The organism is Clostridium rectalis (genome assembly GCF_900626095.1).
Lineage (GTDB): Bacteria > Bacillota > Clostridia > Clostridiales > Clostridiaceae > Clostridium_AS > Clostridium_AS rectalis.
On the sequence record NZ_UYZZ01000001.1, the window covers coordinates 59,115 to 81,310 of the forward strand.

General features: G+C 26.7%; 15 protein-coding genes and 2 other annotated features. Of the genes, 11 read left to right on the forward strand and 4 right to left on the reverse strand.

The window, feature by feature from the left end:
- Nucleotides 1-2 precede the first annotated feature (2 nt).
- The 5 genes from pdxR to EJL03_RS00295 all read left to right on the forward strand — a co-directional run bounded on the left by pdxR (nt 3) and on the right by EJL03_RS00295 (nt 7,047).
- Nucleotides 3-1,448, forward strand: coding sequence for a MocR-like pyridoxine biosynthesis transcription factor PdxR (pdxR, locus tag EJL03_RS00275; RefSeq protein WP_125151970.1), 1,446 nt, complete (start codon nt 3-5; stop codon nt 1,446-1,448).
- A gap of 138 nt (nt 1,449-1,586) precedes the next feature.
- Nucleotides 1,587-2,762: a M20 metallopeptidase family protein gene (locus EJL03_RS00280; RefSeq protein ID WP_125151971.1), complete on the forward strand. Its 1,176-nt coding sequence runs from the start codon at nt 1,587-1,589 to the stop codon at nt 2,760-2,762.
- Nucleotides 2,763-2,774: 12 nt separating this feature from the next.
- Complete coding sequence (locus EJL03_RS00285) at nt 2,775-4,319, forward strand: AbgT family transporter (protein WP_125151972.1); 1,545 nt, start codon at nt 2,775-2,777, stop codon at nt 4,317-4,319.
- Between the two features lie 98 nt (nt 4,320-4,417).
- Nucleotides 4,418-4,674, forward strand: a binding site (T-box leader).
- 118 nt (nt 4,675-4,792) lie between these two features.
- A complete protein-coding gene (tyrS, locus tag EJL03_RS00290) occupies nt 4,793-5,998 on the forward strand; it encodes a tyrosine--tRNA ligase (protein WP_125151973.1) in 1,206 nt (401 codons plus the stop codon).
- Between the two features lie 314 nt (nt 5,999-6,312).
- Entirely contained in the window at nt 6,313-7,047 is a 735-nt protein-coding gene (locus tag EJL03_RS00295; RefSeq protein ID WP_125151974.1) for a hypothetical protein, read from the forward strand.
- A 43-nt stretch (nt 7,048-7,090) separates the two neighbouring features.
- Here EJL03_RS00295 and EJL03_RS00300 read toward each other — a convergent pair whose 3' ends face one another.
- Nucleotides 7,091-7,804: a tetratricopeptide repeat protein gene (locus EJL03_RS00300; RefSeq protein ID WP_125151975.1), complete on the reverse strand. Its 714-nt coding sequence runs from the start codon at nt 7,802-7,804 to the stop codon at nt 7,091-7,093.
- Nucleotides 7,805-7,973: 169 nt separating this feature from the next.
- On the opposite strand from EJL03_RS00300, the gene EJL03_RS00305 reads away from it, so the two are divergent.
- From EJL03_RS00305 to EJL03_RS00330, 6 genes are all read left to right on the forward strand, one after another.
- On the forward strand, nt 7,974-8,354 hold the full coding sequence (locus tag EJL03_RS00305; protein ID WP_125152433.1) for a GntR family transcriptional regulator: 381 nt from the start codon (nt 7,974-7,976) through the stop codon (nt 8,352-8,354).
- Nucleotides 8,355-8,363: 9 nt separating this feature from the next.
- Nucleotides 8,364-9,494, forward strand: coding sequence for a DUF1648 domain-containing protein (locus EJL03_RS00310; RefSeq protein ID WP_125151976.1), 1,131 nt, complete (start codon nt 8,364-8,366; stop codon nt 9,492-9,494).
- A gap of 33 nt (nt 9,495-9,527) precedes the next feature.
- Nucleotides 9,528-10,253 carry an ABC transporter ATP-binding protein gene (locus EJL03_RS00315; RefSeq protein ID WP_125152434.1) on the forward strand — a complete coding sequence of 242 codons (726 nt, stop codon included), beginning with the start codon at nt 9,528-9,530 and terminating at the stop codon, nt 10,251-10,253.
- Nucleotides 10,246-11,907, forward strand: coding sequence for a putative ABC transporter permease subunit (locus tag EJL03_RS00320; protein WP_125151977.1), 1,662 nt, complete (start codon nt 10,246-10,248; stop codon nt 11,905-11,907). The genes EJL03_RS00315 and EJL03_RS00320 overlap by 8 nt, the downstream gene beginning before the upstream one ends.
- Nucleotides 11,908-11,994: 87 nt before the next feature.
- A complete protein-coding gene (gene addB / locus EJL03_RS00325; RefSeq protein ID WP_125151978.1) occupies nt 11,995-15,459 on the forward strand; it encodes a helicase-exonuclease AddAB subunit AddB in 3,465 nt (1,154 codons plus the stop codon).
- 15 nt (nt 15,460-15,474) lie between these two features.
- Nucleotides 15,475-17,616, forward strand: a complete 2,142-nt coding sequence (locus tag EJL03_RS00330) for an ATP-dependent helicase (RefSeq protein WP_125151979.1) — start codon at nt 15,475-15,477, stop codon at nt 17,614-17,616.
- A gap of 50 nt (nt 17,617-17,666) precedes the next feature.
- On the opposite strand, the gene EJL03_RS00335 is transcribed toward EJL03_RS00330, so the two are convergent.
- The 3 genes from EJL03_RS00335 to EJL03_RS00345 form a co-directional block, all read right to left on the reverse strand.
- Nucleotides 17,667-18,467 (reverse strand): sugar phosphate isomerase/epimerase family protein, encoded by an 801-nt coding sequence (locus EJL03_RS00335; protein WP_243108572.1) that lies wholly within the window; start codon nt 18,465-18,467, stop codon nt 17,667-17,669.
- Between the two features lie 102 nt (nt 18,468-18,569).
- Nucleotides 18,570-20,168 carry a phosphoglycerate dehydrogenase gene (gene serA / locus EJL03_RS00340; protein ID WP_125151981.1) on the reverse strand — a complete coding sequence of 533 codons (1,599 nt, stop codon included), beginning with the start codon at nt 20,166-20,168 and terminating at the stop codon, nt 18,570-18,572.
- Nucleotides 20,169-20,194: 26 nt separating this feature from the next.
- Complete coding sequence (locus EJL03_RS00345; protein ID WP_125151982.1) at nt 20,195-21,268, reverse strand: pyridoxal-phosphate-dependent aminotransferase family protein; 1,074 nt, start codon at nt 21,266-21,268, stop codon at nt 20,195-20,197.
- 133 nt (nt 21,269-21,401) lie between these two features.
- Nucleotides 21,402-21,607: a binding site (T-box leader), on the reverse strand.
- Nucleotides 21,608-22,196 lie beyond the last annotated feature (589 nt).

Genomic DNA, 22,196 nt, shown 5'->3' on the forward strand with positions numbered 1-22,196 from the left:
AATTGTTTTTTAATATTAAATTAAATAATAAAGAGGCTGTGTATATTCAAATTTATAAATATATAAAAGAAGTCATAGAAAGTGGGATGCTAGCTTATAAAAGTAAGTTGCCATCTACAAGGGAAATGGCTTTATTGATGAATGTAAGCAGAAATACAATTCTTAAGGCATATGAACTTTTAGAAGATAAAAATTTGGTTTATACTAAAAAGGGTAAAGGAACTTTTGTATCCAAAGTTAAGATTATTGAAAAAAAGGAGTGGGAAATTAATTGGTTAGATAATATTAATGATTATGCTAATCAATGTGAGAAGCTTGACATAATGAAACATGAAGCCGTATATAAAAAGGGAATGATATCTTTTAAAAGTATAGCTCCTGATGAGTCTTTATTTGATGTAGAGGAATTTAAAAGAGCTTTTTTCAATAGGATTTCTATTGAAGGAGAAAAAATATTAAATTATGGATATGCTAGAGGGTATAAGCCTTTAATAGATATTTTAATGGAGTATATGGAGGGAAAGGGTGTAAACATTAGAGATAAGAGTATACTAATTACAAATGGGTTTACAGAAGGATTTGATATAGTATTATCATCTCTAACTAAGATGGGAGATAGTATTATTTGTGAAAATCCTACTCATAATACAGCTATTAAGATTATGAAGCTTCATAATCTCAATATTGTTGGAGTCCCTATAGATAATAATGGAATAAGTATAAAAGAATTAGATAACTGTTTAAAAAAACAAAGTATAAAGCTAGCTTATATAATACCATCCTATCATAACCCAACAGGAATGGTAATGTGTTATGAAAAAAGAGAAGAGATATATAACATGTTTAAGAAATATAATATACCTATAGTGGAGGATGGATTTAATGAAGAACTTCAACATTTAGGAACTCATATTGCTCCTATTGCTGCTATTAGTGGAGAAGAAAATTCGGTAATTTATTTGGGAAGTCTATCTAAAATACTTTTTCCAGGTATAAGAATAGGATGGATTTTTGCGGACAAATCCCTAATAGAATTATTAGAAAGTGTAAAAAGAAGTAGAAATATTCATACCTCTTTTTTAGATCAAGCTGTTTTGTATCAGTATATGAAAAGTGGAAGTTTTGAAAGATATGTTAAAAAGGTAAGAAATATATATAGAGAAAAGTTCGAAGTTACAAAAAGACTTGCAGAAAAATATATACCAAATGATTATATTTTAGGTGATGGGGGGCTATATATATTTATAAAACTAAAAAATGTAAATGCGCGAAAACTTCTACAAAGGTGTATAAAAAGAGATGTTATATTTACTCCAGGAGATATATTTTATACAGACAAAAGTGGTATTGACACAATTAGAATAGGTTTTTCTAGAGTGCCCTTAAATGATATAGCAAAAGGTATAAGAATTATAGGAGAAGAGATATCAAGCTGTAATAATCTTTAAAAATGGACTGTTGTTTATTTGACAACAGTCTTTTTTTATGTGAATATTTTATTACTTTAGCGATTTAATATAGTAAAGTAATATTAATTATAAAACAACCATATATACCTTATATAAAATTTAAAGGGGGCTTTTGCATTGTTTAGCAAGGAAATATTCAATTTAACAGAAAAATATTATGAAAAAATGGTTAATTTAAGACATAAGTTCCACATGAATCCAGAGCTAGCGTTTAATGAAATAGAAACTTCAAAGACTGTGGCAAATGAATTAGAAAAACTAGATATACAAGTTAAAACTAATATAGCCCAAACTGGGGTTATGGGGTTAATGAATGGTAAATATCCAGGTAGAACTGTACTTTTAAGGGCTGATATGGATGCATTACCAATAAGTGAAGATGTACCTATAGAGTTTAAATCTAAAATAGATGGAATTATGCACGCATGCGGACATGATGGTCATACAGCTGCGTTACTTGGTACAGCAATGATACTTAATGATTTAAAGGATAAGTTACATGGAAACATAAAATTTGTTTTTCAACCTGCAGAGGAAGGAGAGGGAGGAGCAAAGTTAATGATAGATGAAGGGATTTTAGAAAATCCAAAGGTTGATGCAGCCTTTGCTTGTCATCTCTGGGGGGATGTTTTAGAGGGGCATATAGAAATAAAACAAGGTGCTATTATGGCTTCTTCAGATGATTTTAAATTTAAAGTCTTAGGAAAGGGTGGACATGGATCTACACCACATTTATGTATAGATCCTATAAATATTGCAATACAGGTTATTACCAATATACAAATGTTTATAAGTAGGAGAGTAAATCCCATAAAACCTGTAGTAGTATCTTTTTGCTCTATACATGGTGGAAGAGGAATAAATTCTATTCCGGATGAGGTAGAGGTAATGGGAACTATAAGAACTTTTGACAACAAAACTAGAGATTTTTCAATAAATGCAATAAAAAGTATATTAAAGTCTGTAACGGAAAGTGAAGGAGCTGGATATGAATTTAATTATATTAGTTTTGCACCTCCAGTAATTAATGATTATTTTATGACAGATATGGTTATAAAATCAGCGACAGAAATACTAGGAGAAGATAAGATACTTAACAAATTAGAGCCCAATATGGGAGCTGAGGATTTTGCTTTTTTTAGTAATAGTATACCTTCGGCTTTATTTTTAGTAGGTATAATGAAGGAAAAAGAAATAATAGCTCATAGTTCAAATTTTAATTGGGATGATAAAAATTTAAAGACATCGGCAAAATGTTTAGCCCAAGTGGCTGTTAATTTTCTAGAAAGTTAAAGGGGGATATTTATGAGTAATTCTATTGAAATAAAGGGAGAAGAGAAACTGAATTGGTTTGGAAGGTTTTTAAATAAGGTAGAAATTTTAGGTAATAAAATGCCGGATCCTGTAACTATTTTCATGGCATTATCTTTTATACTTATTATAATATCATATTTTGCGTCAGGAGTTACTGTAATAAATCCTTCTAATAATAAAGAGGTACAAGCAGTTAATTTATTATCTAAAAGTGGATTTAGAACTATTTTAACTCAGTGCGTGATAAAATTTCAGGAATTTCCGCCACTAGGAATGGTTCTTGTGGTTATGTTTGGAGCAGGGGTGGCTGAAAAATCTGGGCTTATGGAAGTTGCTATGAAAACTTCTATTGTTAAAGTACCGAAAAAATTAGTTACAGCTACAACTATTTTGATTTGTATATTATCAGATGGTGCTGGAGATGCAGGGTTTATATTATTGCCTCCTTTAGCGGCTACAGTTTTTTTATCTATAGGCAGGCACCCTTTAGTAGGTATGTTTGCAGCATATGCAGGAGTTGCAGGTGGATTTTCTGCAAATTTAATTGTAAATATGACTGATGTATTAATGGCCAGTTTTACTATACCGGCAGCTAAGATTTTAAATAAAAATTACAATTGTACACCGGCAATGAATATATACTTTATGATATTCTCAACTATAATTTTAGTTATATGTGGTGTGTTTGTAACAGAGAGGATAATAGCTCCAAGATTTGAAAAAGATAGCTTTCAGTTTAAACAAGATGAGTATAAAAAAATCTGTGATAGTGAGAAAAAGGGTTTAAAATGGGCGGGTATGTCCATACTTATTATGATAGTAATTATAGTACTATTAAGTGTGGGAGAAGATGCATTTATGTCTGATCCTAAAACTGGATCTTTATTAGCATGGGAATCTCCACTTATGCAGGGACTAATCCCCATAATAACAATTATGTTTCTGATTCCGGGGGTAATATATGGAAAAATAACTGGTAGCATAAAAAATGATAAAGATATAGTAACTATGATGGGAGAATCAATGAAAGATATGGCATCATATATAGTATTAGCTTTTGCTGCATCTATATTTATAGCGCTGTTTAATTGGAGTAATTTAGGTATAATTATGTCGGTGAAGGGGGCAAATTTACTTAAAAACTCTGGATTTACAGGGGTAGGAATCATAATAGGTTTTATAATTCTAGAGTCTTTTATAAATATATTCATAGGTAGTGCATCTGCAAAATGGGCTATAATGGCGCCTATATTTGTACCAATGTTAATGTTATTGGGATATAGTCCAGCAGTAACACAAATGGCATTTCGTATAGGAGATTCTATAACAAACCCAATAAGTCCATTATTTACTTACTTTCCCATTTTAATTACTTTTGTAAGAAAATATGATAAAAAAGCAGGAATGGGTACAATGATCTCAAATATGTTACCGTATTCTATAGTGTTTGGATTATTTTGGACAATATCTTTACTTGTGTTTATAGAATTTAATATACCATTAGGACCAGGTGGGAATATAAAATATATTATTTAATTAAAAAATATAGTATTTAATTTGTAAAAATTCATATAATATAATTAATATTTGACATTCTAAAAAAAATATGATAAAATACTTCCTAAATTAAGAAATTAAAAGCAATGATGAGAATAAGTAGAAATAAATTACCTTTATAGAGAGCTTCCGGTTGGTGAAAGGGAGTGAGGAATTTATTTTGAATACAGCTCTAAGCTGAGACTGAACACTTTCAGTTAGTAGGTTGTTTCGGGTTTCCTTGCCCCCCTTATAGGGCTAGAGTATAAACATATTATGTCGTACTTGAAGAGGTTAATAGGGTGACCTATTAATAAATTGAGGTGGTAACGCGGGTAAAACTCTCGTCCTCTAGTTTTCTAGAGGACGAGAGTTTTTATATTTTAAATATTTTAAATATTTTAAATAAACTTAATAAGAACTAGAATCTTAGTAATATTTAATAATTTTATAGTTATAAGGAGGAAATATAAGTGAAAGATGTATTTGAACAAGTGAAAATAATTAAAAAAGGTGTGGATGAGATAATAAATGAAGAGGAACTAAAAAGTAAAATTGAAAAATCAATAAAAGAAAATAAGCCTTTAAAAATAAAATTAGGTTTGGATCCATCTGCACCAGATATACATCTAGGTCATACAGTAGTTTTAAGAAAAATAAGACAAATGCAGGATTTAGGACATGAGGCTATACTTATAATAGGTGATTTCACTGGAATGATAGGGGATCCAACTGGAAAGAGTAAAGCAAGAAAACCTTTAACAAGAGAACAGGTTTTAGCTAATGCTAAGACCTATACTGATCAGATTTTTAAAGTATTAAGAGAAGACAAAACTCAGGTTAGATTTAATAGTGAATGGTTAGAAAAAATGAATTTTAAAGATGTACTTGAGCTAGCGGGAAAATATACTGTGGCCAGAATGCTTGAAAGAGAGGATTTTAAAAATAGATTCCAAAATAATTTATCTATAGGAATACATGAATTTTTTTATCCACTAATGCAAGGATTTGATTCTGTCACTATAAAATGTGATATAGAATTAGGGGGAACAGATCAAAGATTTAATATACTTATGGGAAGAACATTGCAAAAAGATTATGGAATGGATTTGCAAATAGGATTATTTATGCCTTTATTAGAAGGACTAGATGGAAAAGAAAAGATGAGTAAGTCTTTAGGGAATTATATAGGAATAAGCGAAGATGCTGAAAGTATGTTTTCAAAAGTAATGGCTATTCCAGATGAACTTATAATTAAGTACTATACTTTATGTACGGATATACATCCAGATGTTATTAAAAATATAGAAGACGAACTTAAAAATGGTAGAAATCCTAGAGATATAAAATTAGATTTAGCATTTGAAATAACTAAATTATATAATGGAGAGGGGGGTGCAATAAAGGGAAGAGAGTATTTTAAAAAAGTGTTTACTAAAAGAGAAATGCCAGATGAAATAGAAGAAGTAAAGGTAGATTTAAATGAGGGTTCAAGTATTATAGATGTTTTAGTAGTAGCAAAAGCAGTGAAAAGCAAAAGTGAGGTTAGAAGGCTTATTCAAGGTGGAGGAATAAAACTAAATGGAGAAAAAGTAGAAATGCAAACACAGGTATTTAATGATAATATAATACAAGTAGGAAAAAGAATATTTGTGAAAATAAAAATGTGTAATAAATAATAATTATATAATATTTACTATGTTAAGTTAATATATATATAATCTTAAAAAATTTCATATTAAACTGTATAAAAATAATTAGGGACATAAGACCCTAATTATTTTTTTATCTTTAATTAACTGTTTTGATTTTTTTAAACATAATTAATATGTTTATATAATAAAAAATTTTAAATTTCTTTATAACCATAATGAGGCTATGAAATTTATTGTAATTATTTTGTAATTTATTTGTAAATGAGATGTCATAGGTAGAAAATTATTTTATTGTAGTATAGTATTAAAGACATAGTAAGATGAAGGGATAAAAAACTATGAAAATAAAGGAAAAATTAATAGGTATTTGTATATTTATTTTAACTATAACTTTATCCGGCTGTATAGTTAAGAATATTTCTCAAGACAAAAATGAAGATGTTATAATAAAGAATAGTCATGATGTAAAGGAAAGAGCCTATAGTAAAGAGTTGGCTAAATTTTTCCCTATAAATGATACAGGAAATTTATGTTATTCAGGTACAGGAGAATACAATGAAACAATGAAATTAAATAAAGCCACGGGTACTAAAGAAAAATTAATTCTTAATTATAGAGGGGAAGTTAATAGAGTAGCAGAAGAAGAGGAAGGGTTAAGTAGTGATAAAAGACAATTTACTAAAGAATATATTATTACAGATAATTATGTAAAGGAAATACAGAGTAATATGGAGCTAAAAAGTAAAATATTAAGTATAGAAGAACAAATTGTTTTGAAATTACCTATAGAAAAAGGTAATAGTTGGAGTGAAGAAGTAAAGTTTAATGGATTAAAATACAAAGCTACTACTAAAATTATAGATATATATGATAAGGAAGGTAAAAAAATAGTTAAAATAGAGAGTTTTATAAATGGAATTAAAGGTTATCAAAATGATGTTTATAGAGAAATAAAACTATATAAGCAGGGTAAGGGACTGGTAGAACTTTATAATACTATATTACTAAATTCAGAAAATGGTAAATCTAATACAATAGATTTTTCTTATAAATTATACGAAGGAAATAAATAGTTGATTTTTAAGGAACTATTTCATTTATAGTATTAAAAATGATTTAGTTCCCTTTTAAATTGTATACAATCATACTTTTAGTTATATTATATTGGGCTTTTAACCATTCATCTTTAGGATTTAATTCATAGGCTTTTTTGCAGAAATTTAATGAGGAAATGTAGTTTTCCATATCTCTATAAATTAATCCTTTCTCTAAATAAGCTTCGCTTTTAGTTGGGTTTATTTCTATAGCCTTTGAATAGGATTTTAAAGCTTCTTTATTTTTATTTAAAGATTTAAGTAGGTTTCCCTTTAAGCAAAAACCTTCATAAGAATTTGGTTTTAAGTTAAGATAATGATTACAAATAATTAGAGCACTTTTAATATTATTTGATATGTTTAAAAGGTTTGCTTTTTTTAAATATAATTCTGCATTTGTAGGTTCAATTTTAATAAGTTTATTACAGCAATTAATAGCTTTGTTAAAATGTGTGGTGATGTCATATATATCTATAAGATTTAAGTAAGCTTTTTTATCCTTTGGAAAAAAGTAAAGATATTTTTTCATACATTCCTCTGCTTCTTCCATTTCCAGCATATCCATATGAGCTTCCCCTTTTAAAAGATAAGTTTCTGGAAAGTTTTCGTCTAAGTTAAGAGCCTGATTATAAGTTTGAAAAGCTTCTGAAATTTTATCTCTTTTAAAAAGTTCATTTCCCTTTTGGAGAAGTTTTTTGATTTTTCTTTTAGGGTTATTTTTTAAACATTTCTCCATATCAATTCTCCTTTGCGTAATATATTATAATTATTGACATTAAATAGTATAATATACTTCATTTAATTTAATCTTGGCTTTAAAAAATAAATATTATAGTAATTATATTTACATATAAAAATATTTGTTATATTATATATATAACAAATATAATAGTGGTGGTGATATGTTGTTATTGAAAATAGATTTCGAGTCAGAATTACCTATATATGAACAGATGAAGAGACAGATAATTCAAGGGATAGCTGTTGGGAATCTAGTAGCTGGAGAAATTTTACCTTCTGTTAGACAAATGGCAGAAGATATAGGCATAAACTTACATACAGTAAATAAGGCCTATAATATTTTAAAAGGGGAAGGATACCTTACTATAGATAGAAGAAAAGGTGCCATAATAAATGATAAATTACCAAAGATTACAGAGGAAACCAATACTAAATTGATTGAGGAACTAAACTATATTATAGCGGATTCTAAATGTAGAGGCTTTACTAAAGAAGAATTTTTAGATTTATGTAGTAAAATATTCAACAATTATAGTAGGAAGTAGGTGAATTGTATGGATGGAAAGATAGAAATTATTTTATATAATGCTTTTATTATGGGTATTATCCTTATAATTCAAATAATTACTTTAAATAGTACACGAAAAGATATATATATTGGGGTAAGAATACCGGAAGAACAAAGGGATGATAAAGAGTTAAAACATATAGGAAAACAATATATAAAAACTAATTTAATTATAGGTATACTAAGTATTACAGGTTTAAGTTACTTATCTTATATAATAAATAAATTTGGCTTTTATATTATAGAAATTTTTGTGTTTTTAGGTATAACATTTTATATTTATATTAAATACAATAAAATAGTAAAACAACTTAAGAAGAAAAATAATTGGCTTCAGGATGGAAAAAATATTGTAGTGGTAGATACTAGATTTAGCTTAGAAAGAAGTAACAAACCATATATATCCTATTCTTGGTTTATTATTCCTATAATAATAATAATAATAAATTTCATAATAAATTTAAAGGCGTATCCTAACCTTCCGTCTACAGTTGCAACAAATTGGAGTTTAACTGGAAAAATTACTGGATATAAGCAGAAATCACCATTTTTAATATATTTAATGCCTTTAAATCAAATTATAATAACTTTAGTAATGTTTATAAGTTTTAAAATTGTAAGCTGGTCAAAACAGCAAATTAGTGGTAATAATCCTCAGGAATCTATAGAAAGAAACAAAAAATTCAGGAAAATATGGAGTGTGTATTTTGTTATTATAGCTATTTTAATGAATCTAATATTTACTGGAACGAATTTAAAAATAATGGGGATAATGAATTTTTCTAATATAGTATATAGATTAATGATAATTACTATTACTGGATTAATTACTATTAGTTCAATAATTATTTCTGTTAAAGTTGGTCAGGGTGGAAGTAAATTAAATTTAAAGTTAAATAATACTTCCGAATTTATTCAATCTGGAGATGATGATGGACACTGGAAATTTGGAAATTCTATATATTACAATCCCAATGACCCATCTTTATTTATAGAAAAAAGATTTGGAATAGGATGGACTATAAATGCAGGAAGGCCTTTGGGTATGGCTTTATATATAATTATTATAATAGCAGTTGTATTTTCAATAGTTATGGCTATTTTAAATAAAAATTAAAATATATTTGGGAAAAAAGAAAGGGTGAAGATGATGATAGAGTTAGTTAATGTAAACAAATCGTATAATGGAAAAGAAAAGGCTGTAGATAATTTAAATATTACCATAGAAGATGGACAAATATTTGGATTTTTAGGACCTAATGGTGCAGGAAAGACTACGACAATAAAAATGATAACAGGAATATTAAATGCAGATAGTGGTTCTATAAAGATAAATGGTATTGATATTAAAGAAAATCCTTTAGAAGGGAAAAAACAATTTGGTTTTGTTCCTGATAATCCAGATGCATTTTTGAGAATTAAGGGTATAGAATATTTGAATTTTATGGCAGATGTTTATGAAGTGCCATCTAACCTAAGAAAAGATAGAATAAAAAATTTAAGTAAAAGATTTGATATGGAAAAAGCTCTAAATGATCAAATTCAAAGCTATTCCCATGGAATGAGGCAAAAGATAGTTATTATGGGTGCTATTTTACATGAACCTTCTGTATGGATTTTAGATGAACCTATGACAGGTCTAGATCCTAAATCATCGTATATACTAAAAGAGATGATGAAGGAACATATTGCTAGTGGTAAAACAGTTTTCTTTTCAACTCATGTCCTTGAGGTGGCAGAGAAGCTATGTGATAAGGTGGCAATTATAAATAAAGGTAAAATTTTAGTATGTGACACTTTACAGGGAATAAAACAGCATTTTAAAGAAAATGAGTCTCTAGAAAAGATTTTCTTGGAGGTAACTCACAATGAATAAGTTTTTTTCATTAATTAAAATAAATTTAAAAATGATGTGGGATATGTCAAGTAAGAAGAAAAAGACTAAAGGGGTATTTTTCCTAATATTAATGGCTCTAGCATTTTTACCTATGATAGGATTGATATTTGTAGGAACAGGTGAATTATATGATGGACTTTTAAAGATAAATCAACAGGGAATAATATTAGCTTTAGGAGCATCAATATCAGCACTTATTATATTTGTATTCGGCATAGTTTATTGTATAGGCACATTTTATTTTTCTACAGATATAGAAAAGCTATTATATTTACCTTTAAAACCTTCATACATAGTAGGATCAAAATTTTTCACGGTGATTTTATATGAGTATTTAACCCAGGGAATATTTCTTATACCCATTTTAGTTCAGTATGGAATTAAAAGTGGAGCAAATATAGTTTACTATATTTATTCTATAATTATATTCTTAATAAATCCTATTATCCCTTTAGTATTGGCATCAGTAATAATAATGATAATTATGAGATTTACTAATGTAGGTAAAAATAAAGATAAACTAAAAATTGTAGGGTGGATATTTTCTTTAACGTTTGCTATAGGAATAAATTTAGTATCTCAAAATTTGTCATCTAAAGCATATAGCTCTATAGAATTACAGAACTTAATAATGGAGGGAAGCAATTCTATGGCAGCCATTATGGCAAGAAATATATTTCCATCTTCAAAATTAGTAACTCAAATACTTTTAAAAAGTAATAGTATATATGGAATTTTGTATTTGTTATCTTTTATAGCTATCAATACAGTATTTTTAGTATTTTTTCTTTATTTGTCAGAAAAATTTTATTTCAAAGGAGTAATAGGAATTTCAGAAACTACTTCAAAAAGAAAAGCACTAAAGGATGAAGAACTAAGTAAAGCTATAAAAATGAAATGTAAATTATATGCTTATTTTATAAAAGAAATAAAAATTTTATTTAGAACACCAATATATCTAATGAATTGTGTAATAATGAATTTTTTATGGCCTGTGTTTTTTATGATTCCTATATTTACAAGAGGTAATGTGGGGGGGAGCATAAGCAGTATAAAAAGTATACTAAATAATTCACAATATTTAAATATTATAATACCTATATTTTTTGCAGTAATTATGTTTATATCCTCTAGTAATGGAATTGCATCTACAGCTGTATCTAGAGAGGGAAAAAATCTTTATATTAATAAATATATACCTATAAATAGTACCACTATGTTTATGGGAAAGATATTGTCAGCTGTGGTTATTGAATTTATAAGTACAATTATCATATTAATTATTGTATATAGTATATTTAAAGTACCAATATATATGATTATGATATTTTTAATACTAAGCTTAGAAGCTATGTTTTTCACATCATTTTTAGGTTTATTAATAGATTTAAATTCACCTAAGTTAAACTGGGATAATGAACAAAGGGCAGTAAAGCAAAATTTTAATTTAGTAATCAATATGGTAGCATCGATAGTCTTAGGAACATTAACGGCTTTATTGGTAATTAAAATTAATTTTGAAAGTACATATGGTTTTATATTTATAATTTTATTATATACTATTTTAAATTTTATGTTATATTATCTACTTAAGGTAAAGGGAAAAAATATATTAAATAAAATAAACTTATAAATATAATAAAAAAGGGTATCTCATAACAGGGATACCTTTATTTTTGGTATAATTAGATATAATATAATCCTATGGTAGGTGAGAAAGATGAGTTTAAGATTTATATATGGTAGATCAGGCAGTGGAAAGAGTTATTATTGCCTTCAAGATATAAAAAGAAGAATGGAAAGGGGATATAAAAATTCTCTTATACTTTTAGTTCCAGAGCAATTTTCATTTCAAAGTGAAAAAAATCTTTTACATCATGTAGGGGAGGAAGCCATATCTAGAGCTGAGGTGTTAAGTTTTAAAAGAATGGCTTATAAGGTTTTTAATGAAGTAGGTGGGATTACACATAAACATATGAATGATTCTGGTAAAAGTATGCTTTTATATAGAATAATGGAAGAGTGTAGAAATGAATTTAAAATATATAGTAAAGCATCTAAAAGAGATGGATTTATTACTACTATATCAGATATTATTACAGAGTTTAAAAGGTATAATATTACGCCAGAAATTTTACAAAGTTCATCTAAATCTGTGGAGGAGGTTAATTTAAAGGGGAAATTAGAGGATATTTCACTTATATATTCACAGTTTGAAAAAAGTCTCCATGAAAAATATATAGACTCAGATGATGATTTAACTATCTTAAAAGATAAAATTGATAAATCACATTTATTTGATGATGCGGAAATATGGATAGATGAATTTTTTGATTTTACACCCCAAGAGTATAGTATATTAGAAAAACTATTTTTAAAGGCTAAAAGAGTAAATATAACATTGAATACAGATGGATTAAATAATGGGAGCAAATTTGATAATATAGATTTGTTTGCACCTATAAAAAGTACTGAAGAAAAAATTTTAAAAATAGTAGAGAAAAATAATATAAAATATGACAGACCTATAGCACTTCAATGTAGTCCATGCTATAGATTTAAACATAGCACAGAATTAAGTCATATGGAAAAAAATTTATTTTCTTTCCCATACAAAATATATAAGGGAAATACAAAGGATATATGTATTTTTAAGGCTCTAAATAAGTACACAGAAATAGAAAATACTGCAAAAGATATATTGGAGATGGTAAGGGAAAGACAAATGAGATTTAAAGATATTGCAGTCATTACAGGAGACTTAAATGGATATGAAAGTCTAGTTAAGGCTGTATTTAGTGAATATAATATACCATACTTTATAGATAAAAAAATAGAGATTAATAGTAACCCACTTATAGTATTTATTTTATCTTCTGTAGAAATATTAGTTAAAAATTGGTCTTATGAATCTGTATTTAGATATTTAAAAACAGGACTTACTAATATAAGTAGAGAGGAAATAGATATAATAGAAAATTATGTTTTAGAAAATGGAATAAGGGGTAATAAATGGGATGAGGATAATATATGGCAGTATAAATTAAAGTATAGTTTCAACAATGAAGAAGAATTATCAGATGAGGAAAAAGATAGATTAAGTTATATAAATGATATAAAAAATAGAATAGTTATTCCTCTTAACCAATTTCATGAAGAAATAAAGAATACAAATACAATAAAAAATATGTGTAGAGCTTTATATAGTTTTTTAAATAAAGTTAATATTCAAGAGAAAATACAGGTTTGGATAAACGATTTTATTAAAAAAGATAGGTTAGATAAGGTAAGTGAATATAATCAAATATGGAATATAATAGTTGATATATTAGATCAAATGGTAGAGGTTATAGGTAATGAAAAGTTGGATTCAGAGGTATTTGGAAATATACTTAAAAGTGGATTTTCTGAATATGAGCTTGGCCTTATTCCACCGTCTATAGACCAAGTGCTTGTTAGTAGTATAGATCGTCTCAGAAGTCATGACATATTAGGTCTTTATATTATTGGAGCAAATGATGGAATATTTCCAGGTGCTATTAATGATGAAGGCATTTTAACGGATATGGAAAGAGATATATTGAGACTAAAGGGGGTAGAAATAGCTAAGGATACAAAAAGTAAGGCTTTTGAAGATCAATTTTTAACATATATAACTTTAACAATTATGCAAAAGTATTTACATATAAGTTATCCTATAGCAGATTATGAAGGAAAAAGTATGAGACCTTCTATAATGGTCTCAAGGATTAAGAAAATATTTCCAAATATTTGTGAGAAAAGTAATTTAATAAATAGGAATACACAAGAAGAAGAATTAATGAATGTGACAGCACCTTTAGCAACATTTAATGAACTTGTATCTAATCTAAGAAGGACTGCAGATGGTGAAGTTGATATAAGTCCTATATGGCTTCAGGTATATAACTGGTATATGAGAAAAGATAACTGGAGAGAAAAACTCAATACAATTCTTAAGGGTTTTTATTATAATAATGAAGCGGAAGTAATAGATACTAAAAAGATACGAAATCTTTATGGTAAACAAATGAATGTTAGTGTATCAAGGCTTGAAAAATATGCTCAATGTCCTTTTGCATTCTTTGTAAAATATGGTCTTAAAGCTAAAGAAAGAAAAGTTTATAAATTAAGTTCTCCGGACATAGGCAGTTTTATGCATGAAGTTATAGAAAAATTTTCAAAGGGGTTAAGAGATAAAAATATTTCATGGCAGGAAGTAGATAAAGGTTTATGTGAAACAATTGTATGCAACATAGTAGATGAAAAAGTTATAAATACACCGGGAACTATTCTTAATAGCTCACAAAGATATAAACACATGACAGATGGAATAAAAAGAGTACTAACAAGGGCCATTTTTATAATTTCTAAGCAAATTAATAGAGGGGAATTTAAACCATCATCTTATGAATTATCCTTTGGGTTTAATGGAGATTTTCCATCTATATCTGTAAAATTACATTCTGGAGAGATAGTAAATTTAATAGGAAAGGTTGACAGACTTGATCAGTTTAAGGATGACAAAGGAATATATATAAGAATAATAGATTACAAATCTTCAAATAAAGAATTAAAGTTGTCAGATGTCTATTATGGATTACAAATACAACTTTTAGTATATTTAGATGCATTATTAACAGAAATACAAGAAAAATATGATGTTTTGGCATTACCTGCTGGAATGCTTTATTTTAAAATTGATGATCCAATTATACAAACAAAAGATGAAATAAGTAGAGATGAGGTAGAAAAAAAATTATTAAAAGAACTGAAAATGAAAGGGCTCCTTTTAGAAGATATAGATGTGATAAAAGCAATGGATAGGGAAATAAAAGGTTTTTCAGATATTATTCCTGTAAGAATAAATAAAGATGAAACTTTTTCAAAAAATTCTTCAATAGTTACATTGGAACAATTTAATATTTTAAGGAAGTATGTAAGATTTACTATATCTAATTTATGTGAAGAAATGCTTGAAGGAAATATAGGAATTAAACCTTATAAAAAGAAGGATAACACAGTGCCATGTAAATTTTGTGAGTATTCAACTATATGTCAATTTGATACTTCAATTAGTGGGAACTCATATAGAACTATAAGTGAAAAAAGTGATGAAGAAGTATGGGCAATTATGAAAAAGGCTGTGGATAGTAATAAAAATTAGATAGTTAGATAGGAGGTGACCAATATAAATAATGAAGAATTCTTATATTATTTAAAAGATAAGTGTAATATTAATTTAACTAAAGAGCAACAAAATGTAGTATTTAATATAGAGGGTCCTATGGCAGTAATTGCTGTACCAGGTGCAGGGAAAACTGTTACTCTTATTTCAAGGACGGCTAATCTTATTTTAAATGAAGGTGTAAATCCAAGGAAAATACTTGCGGTAAGTTTTAGTAGAGCTTCGGCCATAGATATGAAGGATAGATTTAATAAATATTTTTCCAAGATTATAAAAGAAAAAGTTATATTTTCTACTATTCATAGTTTTGCCTATGGGGTTCTTAGAAATTACTCAAAAAAAGAAAGAATTAATTATACAATTATTGAGGATAAGAGTATTTCATTAAATAAAAACCATATAATTAGAAGTTTGTATAAAAAATATAACAACGAATATATTACTGAGGATAAATTGGAAGAGTTGACAAGTTTTATAGGATATTTAAAAAATATAATGGTAAATATAAAAGATATAGAAAACTATAGGGAAAGATTTCCGGTACCTAATTTTGAAGGAATATATAAAGAGTATGAGCTTATTAAAAATACAAATAATTTAGTTGATTATGATGATATGCTTGTTAAATGTTATAATATCTTAAAGTATGACAAAAATTCTTTAAATTATTATAGAAATTTATTCGATTATATAGAGGTAGATGAGAGTCAGGATACTAGTAAAATACAACATGAAATAATAAAACTTATTTCTTCTCCTAAATTTAATGTATGCATAGTGGGTGATGATGATCAAAGTATTTACTCATGGCGGGGTGCATTTAGCGAAAGTCTTTTAAATTTTAAGAAAGAATATCATGAGGAAGGTAAAATTTTATTTATGCAAAAAAACTTTAGAAGCACTCAAAATATAGTACAAGCAGCTAATGTTTTTATTAAACATAATAAAAAAAGATACAAAAAAGAACTATGTACAGATAATAAAAAGGGAGATAATATTAGATTTGTTAATGTATTAGATGAAAATAAGCAAATAGATTTTATAATTGATAGTTTAAAGGCACAGAGTAATTTAAGTAGTAGTGCAGTGCTATTTAGAAATAATCTATCATCTGTTTTATTAATTCATAGGTTAATAAAGGAACAAATTTCTTTTTATATAAAGGATTCTGTATCTGTTTTTTTTGGAAGTTGGGTTTTAAAGGATATTTTAAATTTTTGTGATCTAGCTTGTAATTTAAAAAATCTACAAGCTTTTAAAAGTATATTTTATAAAATGAGAAGCTTTATAAAAAGAGAAGATTTAGATAAAATAGGCAAGAATATTGAGTCTAGCGTTTTTGCTGAACTTTATAATAGATCTGAGTTTTTAAATATAAGTTATAGGTTAAAGAGATTTGAAGAAAAATTTATTAAACTTGGGACACTAAAACCTTGTAATGTAGTAGAGTATATAGAAAATGAATTGAACTATAAAGAATATATAAAAGATTATTGCAAAAAATTTAATTATAATATTGATAACATAGAAAATATTTTGTATATAATTCATGAGCTTATAAAAAATTTAGATAGTGTATGTGATATAGTACATGAAATAGAGTATATAAAGCATAAAGTAGAACAGGCTAATTTTAAAGCTTCAAAAAATTGTCTAATGTTAAGTACTATACATAGTTCTAAAGGGCTTGAGTTTAATAATGTATATATGATAGATTTAGTAGAAAAAATTTTACCAAGTCCAGAGAGTATGGAAAAATTAAGAGATGGTGATTTTTCTGCTTTAGAAGAAGAGACTAGATTAATGTATGTAGGTATTACTAGGGCTAAAAGGAATCTTTATTTGATAAGTCCTAAAAGTATTAATAATAAAAATTATAATGTTTCAAAATTTGTTGTAAGATTAAAGAACACAGTGGATTCATTAGCTAATTATAAGGAGAAAGATTTAGAAAAAAACTCCATATATATTAATCTTAAAAAGGGACTTATAATAAATCATTCAGTTTTTGGAGTAGGTAAAGTTAAAGAACAAAATAAAGATATAATAACTATAGATTTTAGAGATAAAGGGGAGAAGAAATTGTCTCTTAAAATATGTGAAAAAAATAAATTTATTTCTTTAGAAAGTAATTAATGAAAATAAAAAAGCATAAGGTAATATTATAATAACCTTATGCTTTTTTATTATAAAAACTTAAATTCTTTTAATTTTTTAAGAGATTCTACTGCATTTTCTCTAGGTCTAACTTCTATAATATATATAATATCTTTGTTAGCTAGTAAATTAAAATATTTTTTAAAATCTATATTACCTGTACCAGGAATTTGATGATCACTTACTCCGTTATTATCATGAATGTGACAGGTTTTAATTCTATCTATATTTTTTATGAAAAACTCTACTTCATTATATTTATTTAAATATGAATGTCCAATGTCCCAAGTAAGGTATAAATTTTCTTCTTTTATTAAATCATTTAAGATTTCTTGAACCAATTTTTTAGGAAATCTTCCGGAGTTTTCAACGCAAATCATTATTTTATCCTGTGCATAATTTACTAAATCCTTAAGAGTATTTTTTAAAATGGAATAATAGTTATTATAATAGAATTCATCCATATAGCTTTTCCTAGTAACTAAGGTAAAGCAGACAGCACTTCCTATATGCATTGTCATTCTAGTAGCTCCAATTTCTATGCCAAAGTCTATGACTTCTTTTAATCTTTTAATACCAGCATTTCTTAAAGTATCATGGAGCTGTAAAAGAGAGATATCCTCAGGAGCATGCATAGTTATATTAATTCCATTTTTATAAGCATAATTTTTAATATCTTCTCTTTGGAGTTTGGTAAAATTCTCTGGAAAATAAATTGGAACATTTAAGTTTAGCTCTACTGCATTCATACCATTTTTTTTAGCAAAATCTATAGTTTCATAGATGTTATTTTCACCTATAGAAGCAGCATACCCTATTTTTTTTATCAATGTTAAACACCTCTTTGATTTATACACTCATTTTAATAAGAAACACTGCCTATTATCTTAAAAAAAGATGTAGGCAATGGTTTTTGGATTTTAAAGTTAATATTATAGCTCTATAACTTTAGCCCAAATTATATTATCTATTTCTATAAAATTATCAAGAGCTTTTTTAGAAATTTTATCATCTATATTTAATATCATTAAGGCTTTATCACCTTTTAACTTTCTGCCAACTTGCATAGTAGCTACATTTACATTTTCATTTCCAATAAATGTTCCTACTTGCCCGATCACACCAGGTACATCTTTATTTTGTAAAAATAACATATAACTTGTAGGATTTACATCAACTTCATAACCAATAATTTCTACTATTTTACCTTCTCCTTTAGTTGAAATTGTTCCACTTATGGTAAATATTTTTCCATTATTGTTAGTTATTTTTATGGTAATTAAGTTTGAAAAACTATTAAAATGTTCACAAATATTTTTACTGTTTATACCAATACCGCTTTCTTTAGCTTTAAACTTAGCATTAATATAATTTATTCTGTCTGCCATTACAGGCTCTAAAAGACCTTTTATGAAGGCAATAGTAACCATTTTAGTATCTTGATAAGCAATTTCTCCCCAATAGGTTATGTCCACTAATTTTACTGCATCTTTATTTAATTGATAGTATACTTTACCCAATCTTTCAGCTAAATCTATATATGGTTTTATTTCTTTTAATTCATCTCTATGAATAGTAGGAAGGTTAACAGCATTTGGAACAATATCTCCATTTATACCATTTAATACTTGCTGTGCAATGGTAATTCCCACATTTTGTTGAGCTTCCACAGTAGTGGCTCCGATATGAGGAGTTACTACCACATTTTTAAACTCATATAATTTTGCACTATATCTAGGTTCTTTTTCATGAACATCAATACCAACACTAGCTATCTTCCCACTTCTAAGACCTTTATATAAAGCATCTTCTACCATGAGTTTTCCTCTTGCAGCGTTAACTATTCTAACATCATCTTTCATAAGATTTACTTCTTTGTCATCTATCATTCCTATAGTCTCATCTGTTCTTGGAGTGTGTATAGTAATATAATCTGATTCCTTTAATAAGGCTTCTAAACTTTGTTTTTTTTCTACATTATATCTTTCAAATCTTTCATCTGAAATATATGGGTCATAGGCTATAACTTTCATACCGAAGGCATTCATTCTTGTAGCTACTAAAGCTCCTATCCTACCAAGACCAATAATACCTAATGTTTTATTAAAGAGTTCATTCCCCATAAAGCTATCTCTGTCCCAATTACCTTCTTTTAAAAATTTATCAGCAGAAACTATATTTCTTCCTTGAGCCAATAAAAGCCCTATAGTAAGTTCACAGGCTGAGATACTATTACTGTCAGGTGTATTTGCTACTATAATACCTCTCTTAGTAGCTTCAGGTATATCTATATTATCCACTCCGTTACCTGCTCTACCAACAACTTTTAATTTTTTAGCTTTATCCATAAGCTCACTATTAATTTTGGTGTCACTTCTTATAATTAGTCCATCATATTCTCCAATTATATTTAAAAGATCCTCTTTTTGTATTCCTATTTTTACATCTACTTGAAGATTTGGCTCTTTTCTTAAAAGTTCTATCCCTAAGTCATCTATTTTATCAACTATTAATACTTTTTTTAATTCCATATATATTACCTCCAATTATTTTTTAGTTATATTAAGTTTTTTAAAGCAAATAATGTTTTATCTATCATTTTTTCGTTTACGCAACCCATATGACCTATTCGAATCATTTTACCTTTATAAGAGCCTTGACCACCGGCAATTACGATGTTAAATTCTTTTTCCATTTTATTTTTAATATAAGTTGCTTTTCCTGGTTCATCAAAACTTATTGCTGTAATTGTATTTGAGAGGGCGTTTTTATTTGTATAGATTTTTAGACCCATTTTAATTACTTCGTCTCTAAGTTTATTAGCTAAAAATTCATGTCTTTTATACACATTATATAATCCTTCTTCTTGAATAATTTTTAAAGCTTCATTTGTGGCAGCTATAAGAGAAACTGCTGGTGTATATGGATTTTGAGGCTTTTCTTTTTCTAAGGTTTCTTTAGCTTTTATAAAGTCAAAATAAAACTTAGGGATATTAGATTTTTTACAAAACTCAAAAGCTTTATCACTGATTCCTATAAAGGTAAGGCCAGGAGGACTCATTAAAGCCTTTTGAGAGGCTGTAATTAGGATGTCTATATTCCAATCATCCATTTTTATCTCTATACCTCCTAGGGAACTTACAGCATCTACTATAAAAAGTTTATTTTTATTCTTTAAATATAAACCTATTTCTTTTATTGGATTTACAGCTCCAGTTGAAGTTTCATTATGAGTAAGTATAACTGCTTTATGGTCATCTTTAATTGAATTTTTGATTTCATCTAAAGTAACGGCATTTCCCCAAGAAATTTTTATTTCATCTACATCTAATCCATAAATACGAGCAATTTTTATAAATCTATCACCAAAATCACCAATAGATATGGCTAGAATTTTATCTCCTGTTGAAAAAGTATTAATAATAGATGCTTCAAGGCCACCAGTACCAGCTGCTGGGAAGGTAAGTACTGTATTTTTAGTTTGAAACACATATTTTAATCTTTCGTTAAGTTCTGAAAATAAAAAACTATACTCTTCTGTTCTGTGATGAAGTATATTTTCGCTTAGTTTATCTAAAACTCTTTTAGGAATATTTGTAGGACCTGGAGTCATTAATAATTTTTCAAACACAATAATTCACCTCTATATTATTAAGTTAATATTTGTCATAATCTTTCATGAATAATTATAAAATTTTATTGAATATTATATGCATAATAATTTCAAAAGTTAATTAAAATAAAAAACTTCGTCCTTAGCTTAAGCTAAGGACGAAGTATATTTCTACGCGGTACCACCTTATTTTACTGTTTGCAAACAGCCTCTAGCTTTTAACGGAATCTATCCGGTATAGGTTGTTACCCCTATACAGCTCATGGTCGGATTCAACAAACTTTATTACCGATTTACACCAAGTATCGGCTCTCTTTAAATAAAGCGAAGTTTACTAATACCATTCATAGCATTGAAATTTGTCTTTAATTATAAGTGAATATAAACAATAATGCAAGAAGTTTTTTTGAAAAAATCATAAAAAAATATTTTTTATATTGTTGAAGAATAAATTTAAAGAAGTATTATTTGTAAACTTATATAAGTTCCTATATATTTTAGGTATTATTAACAAATATTGTATTAACAATATAGATTTTTCAAGAAAAAAGTAATATAATATAATAGATTTACATGTTTAATAAAGAGTTTTTCTAAGGATATGAAAAAAATATAAATATATATAATGGAATAAGAAAGTTTAATATTCTAAATAAAGAGAAAAATGAAATATTAAATTCATATTATATAAAGTTTAAAGTAATAAAACTAATTTATAATTAAATTGACTTATCTACATAATTTTAATTTTATAGAATCTTATATAATAATTAACATAATATATGATAAGATTAAAATTTATTTATATACAATAAAATTTAATACTATACATTGTCTAATGTATGCTTATATGATTTTTTATATTTTGTAAAAATTCAATTTATTAAAAGGTATAAGAATTTATAGCTTTATTTAAATAATAAATTTAAAATCAATACTGTGAGTC

Bases quoted from the DNA above. Each gene is read 5' to 3' on its own strand.
- EJL03_RS00320 (WP_125151977.1), top strand. From the start codon at position 10,246: ATGAATAAGTTTTTTTCATTAATTAAAATAAATTTAAAAATGATGTGG.
- addB (WP_125151978.1), top strand. From the start codon at position 11,995: ATGAGTTTAAGATTTATATATGGTAGATCAGGCAGTGGAAAGAGTTAT.
- EJL03_RS00300 (WP_125151975.1), bottom strand. From the start codon at position 7,804: ATGGAGAAATGTTTAAAAAATAACCCTAAAAGAAAAATCAAAAAACTT.
- EJL03_RS00315 (WP_125152434.1), top strand. From the start codon at position 9,528: ATGATAGAGTTAGTTAATGTAAACAAATCGTATAATGGAAAAGAAAAG.
- EJL03_RS00285 (WP_125151972.1), top strand. From the start codon at position 2,775: ATGAGTAATTCTATTGAAATAAAGGGAGAAGAGAAACTGAATTGGTTT.
- EJL03_RS00310 (WP_125151976.1), top strand. From the start codon at position 8,364: ATGGATGGAAAGATAGAAATTATTTTATATAATGCTTTTATTATGGGT.
- EJL03_RS00295 (WP_125151974.1), top strand. From the start codon at position 6,313: ATGAAAATAAAGGAAAAATTAATAGGTATTTGTATATTTATTTTAACT.
- serA (WP_125151981.1), bottom strand. From the start codon at position 20,168: ATGGAATTAAAAAAAGTATTAATAGTTGATAAAATAGATGACTTAGGG.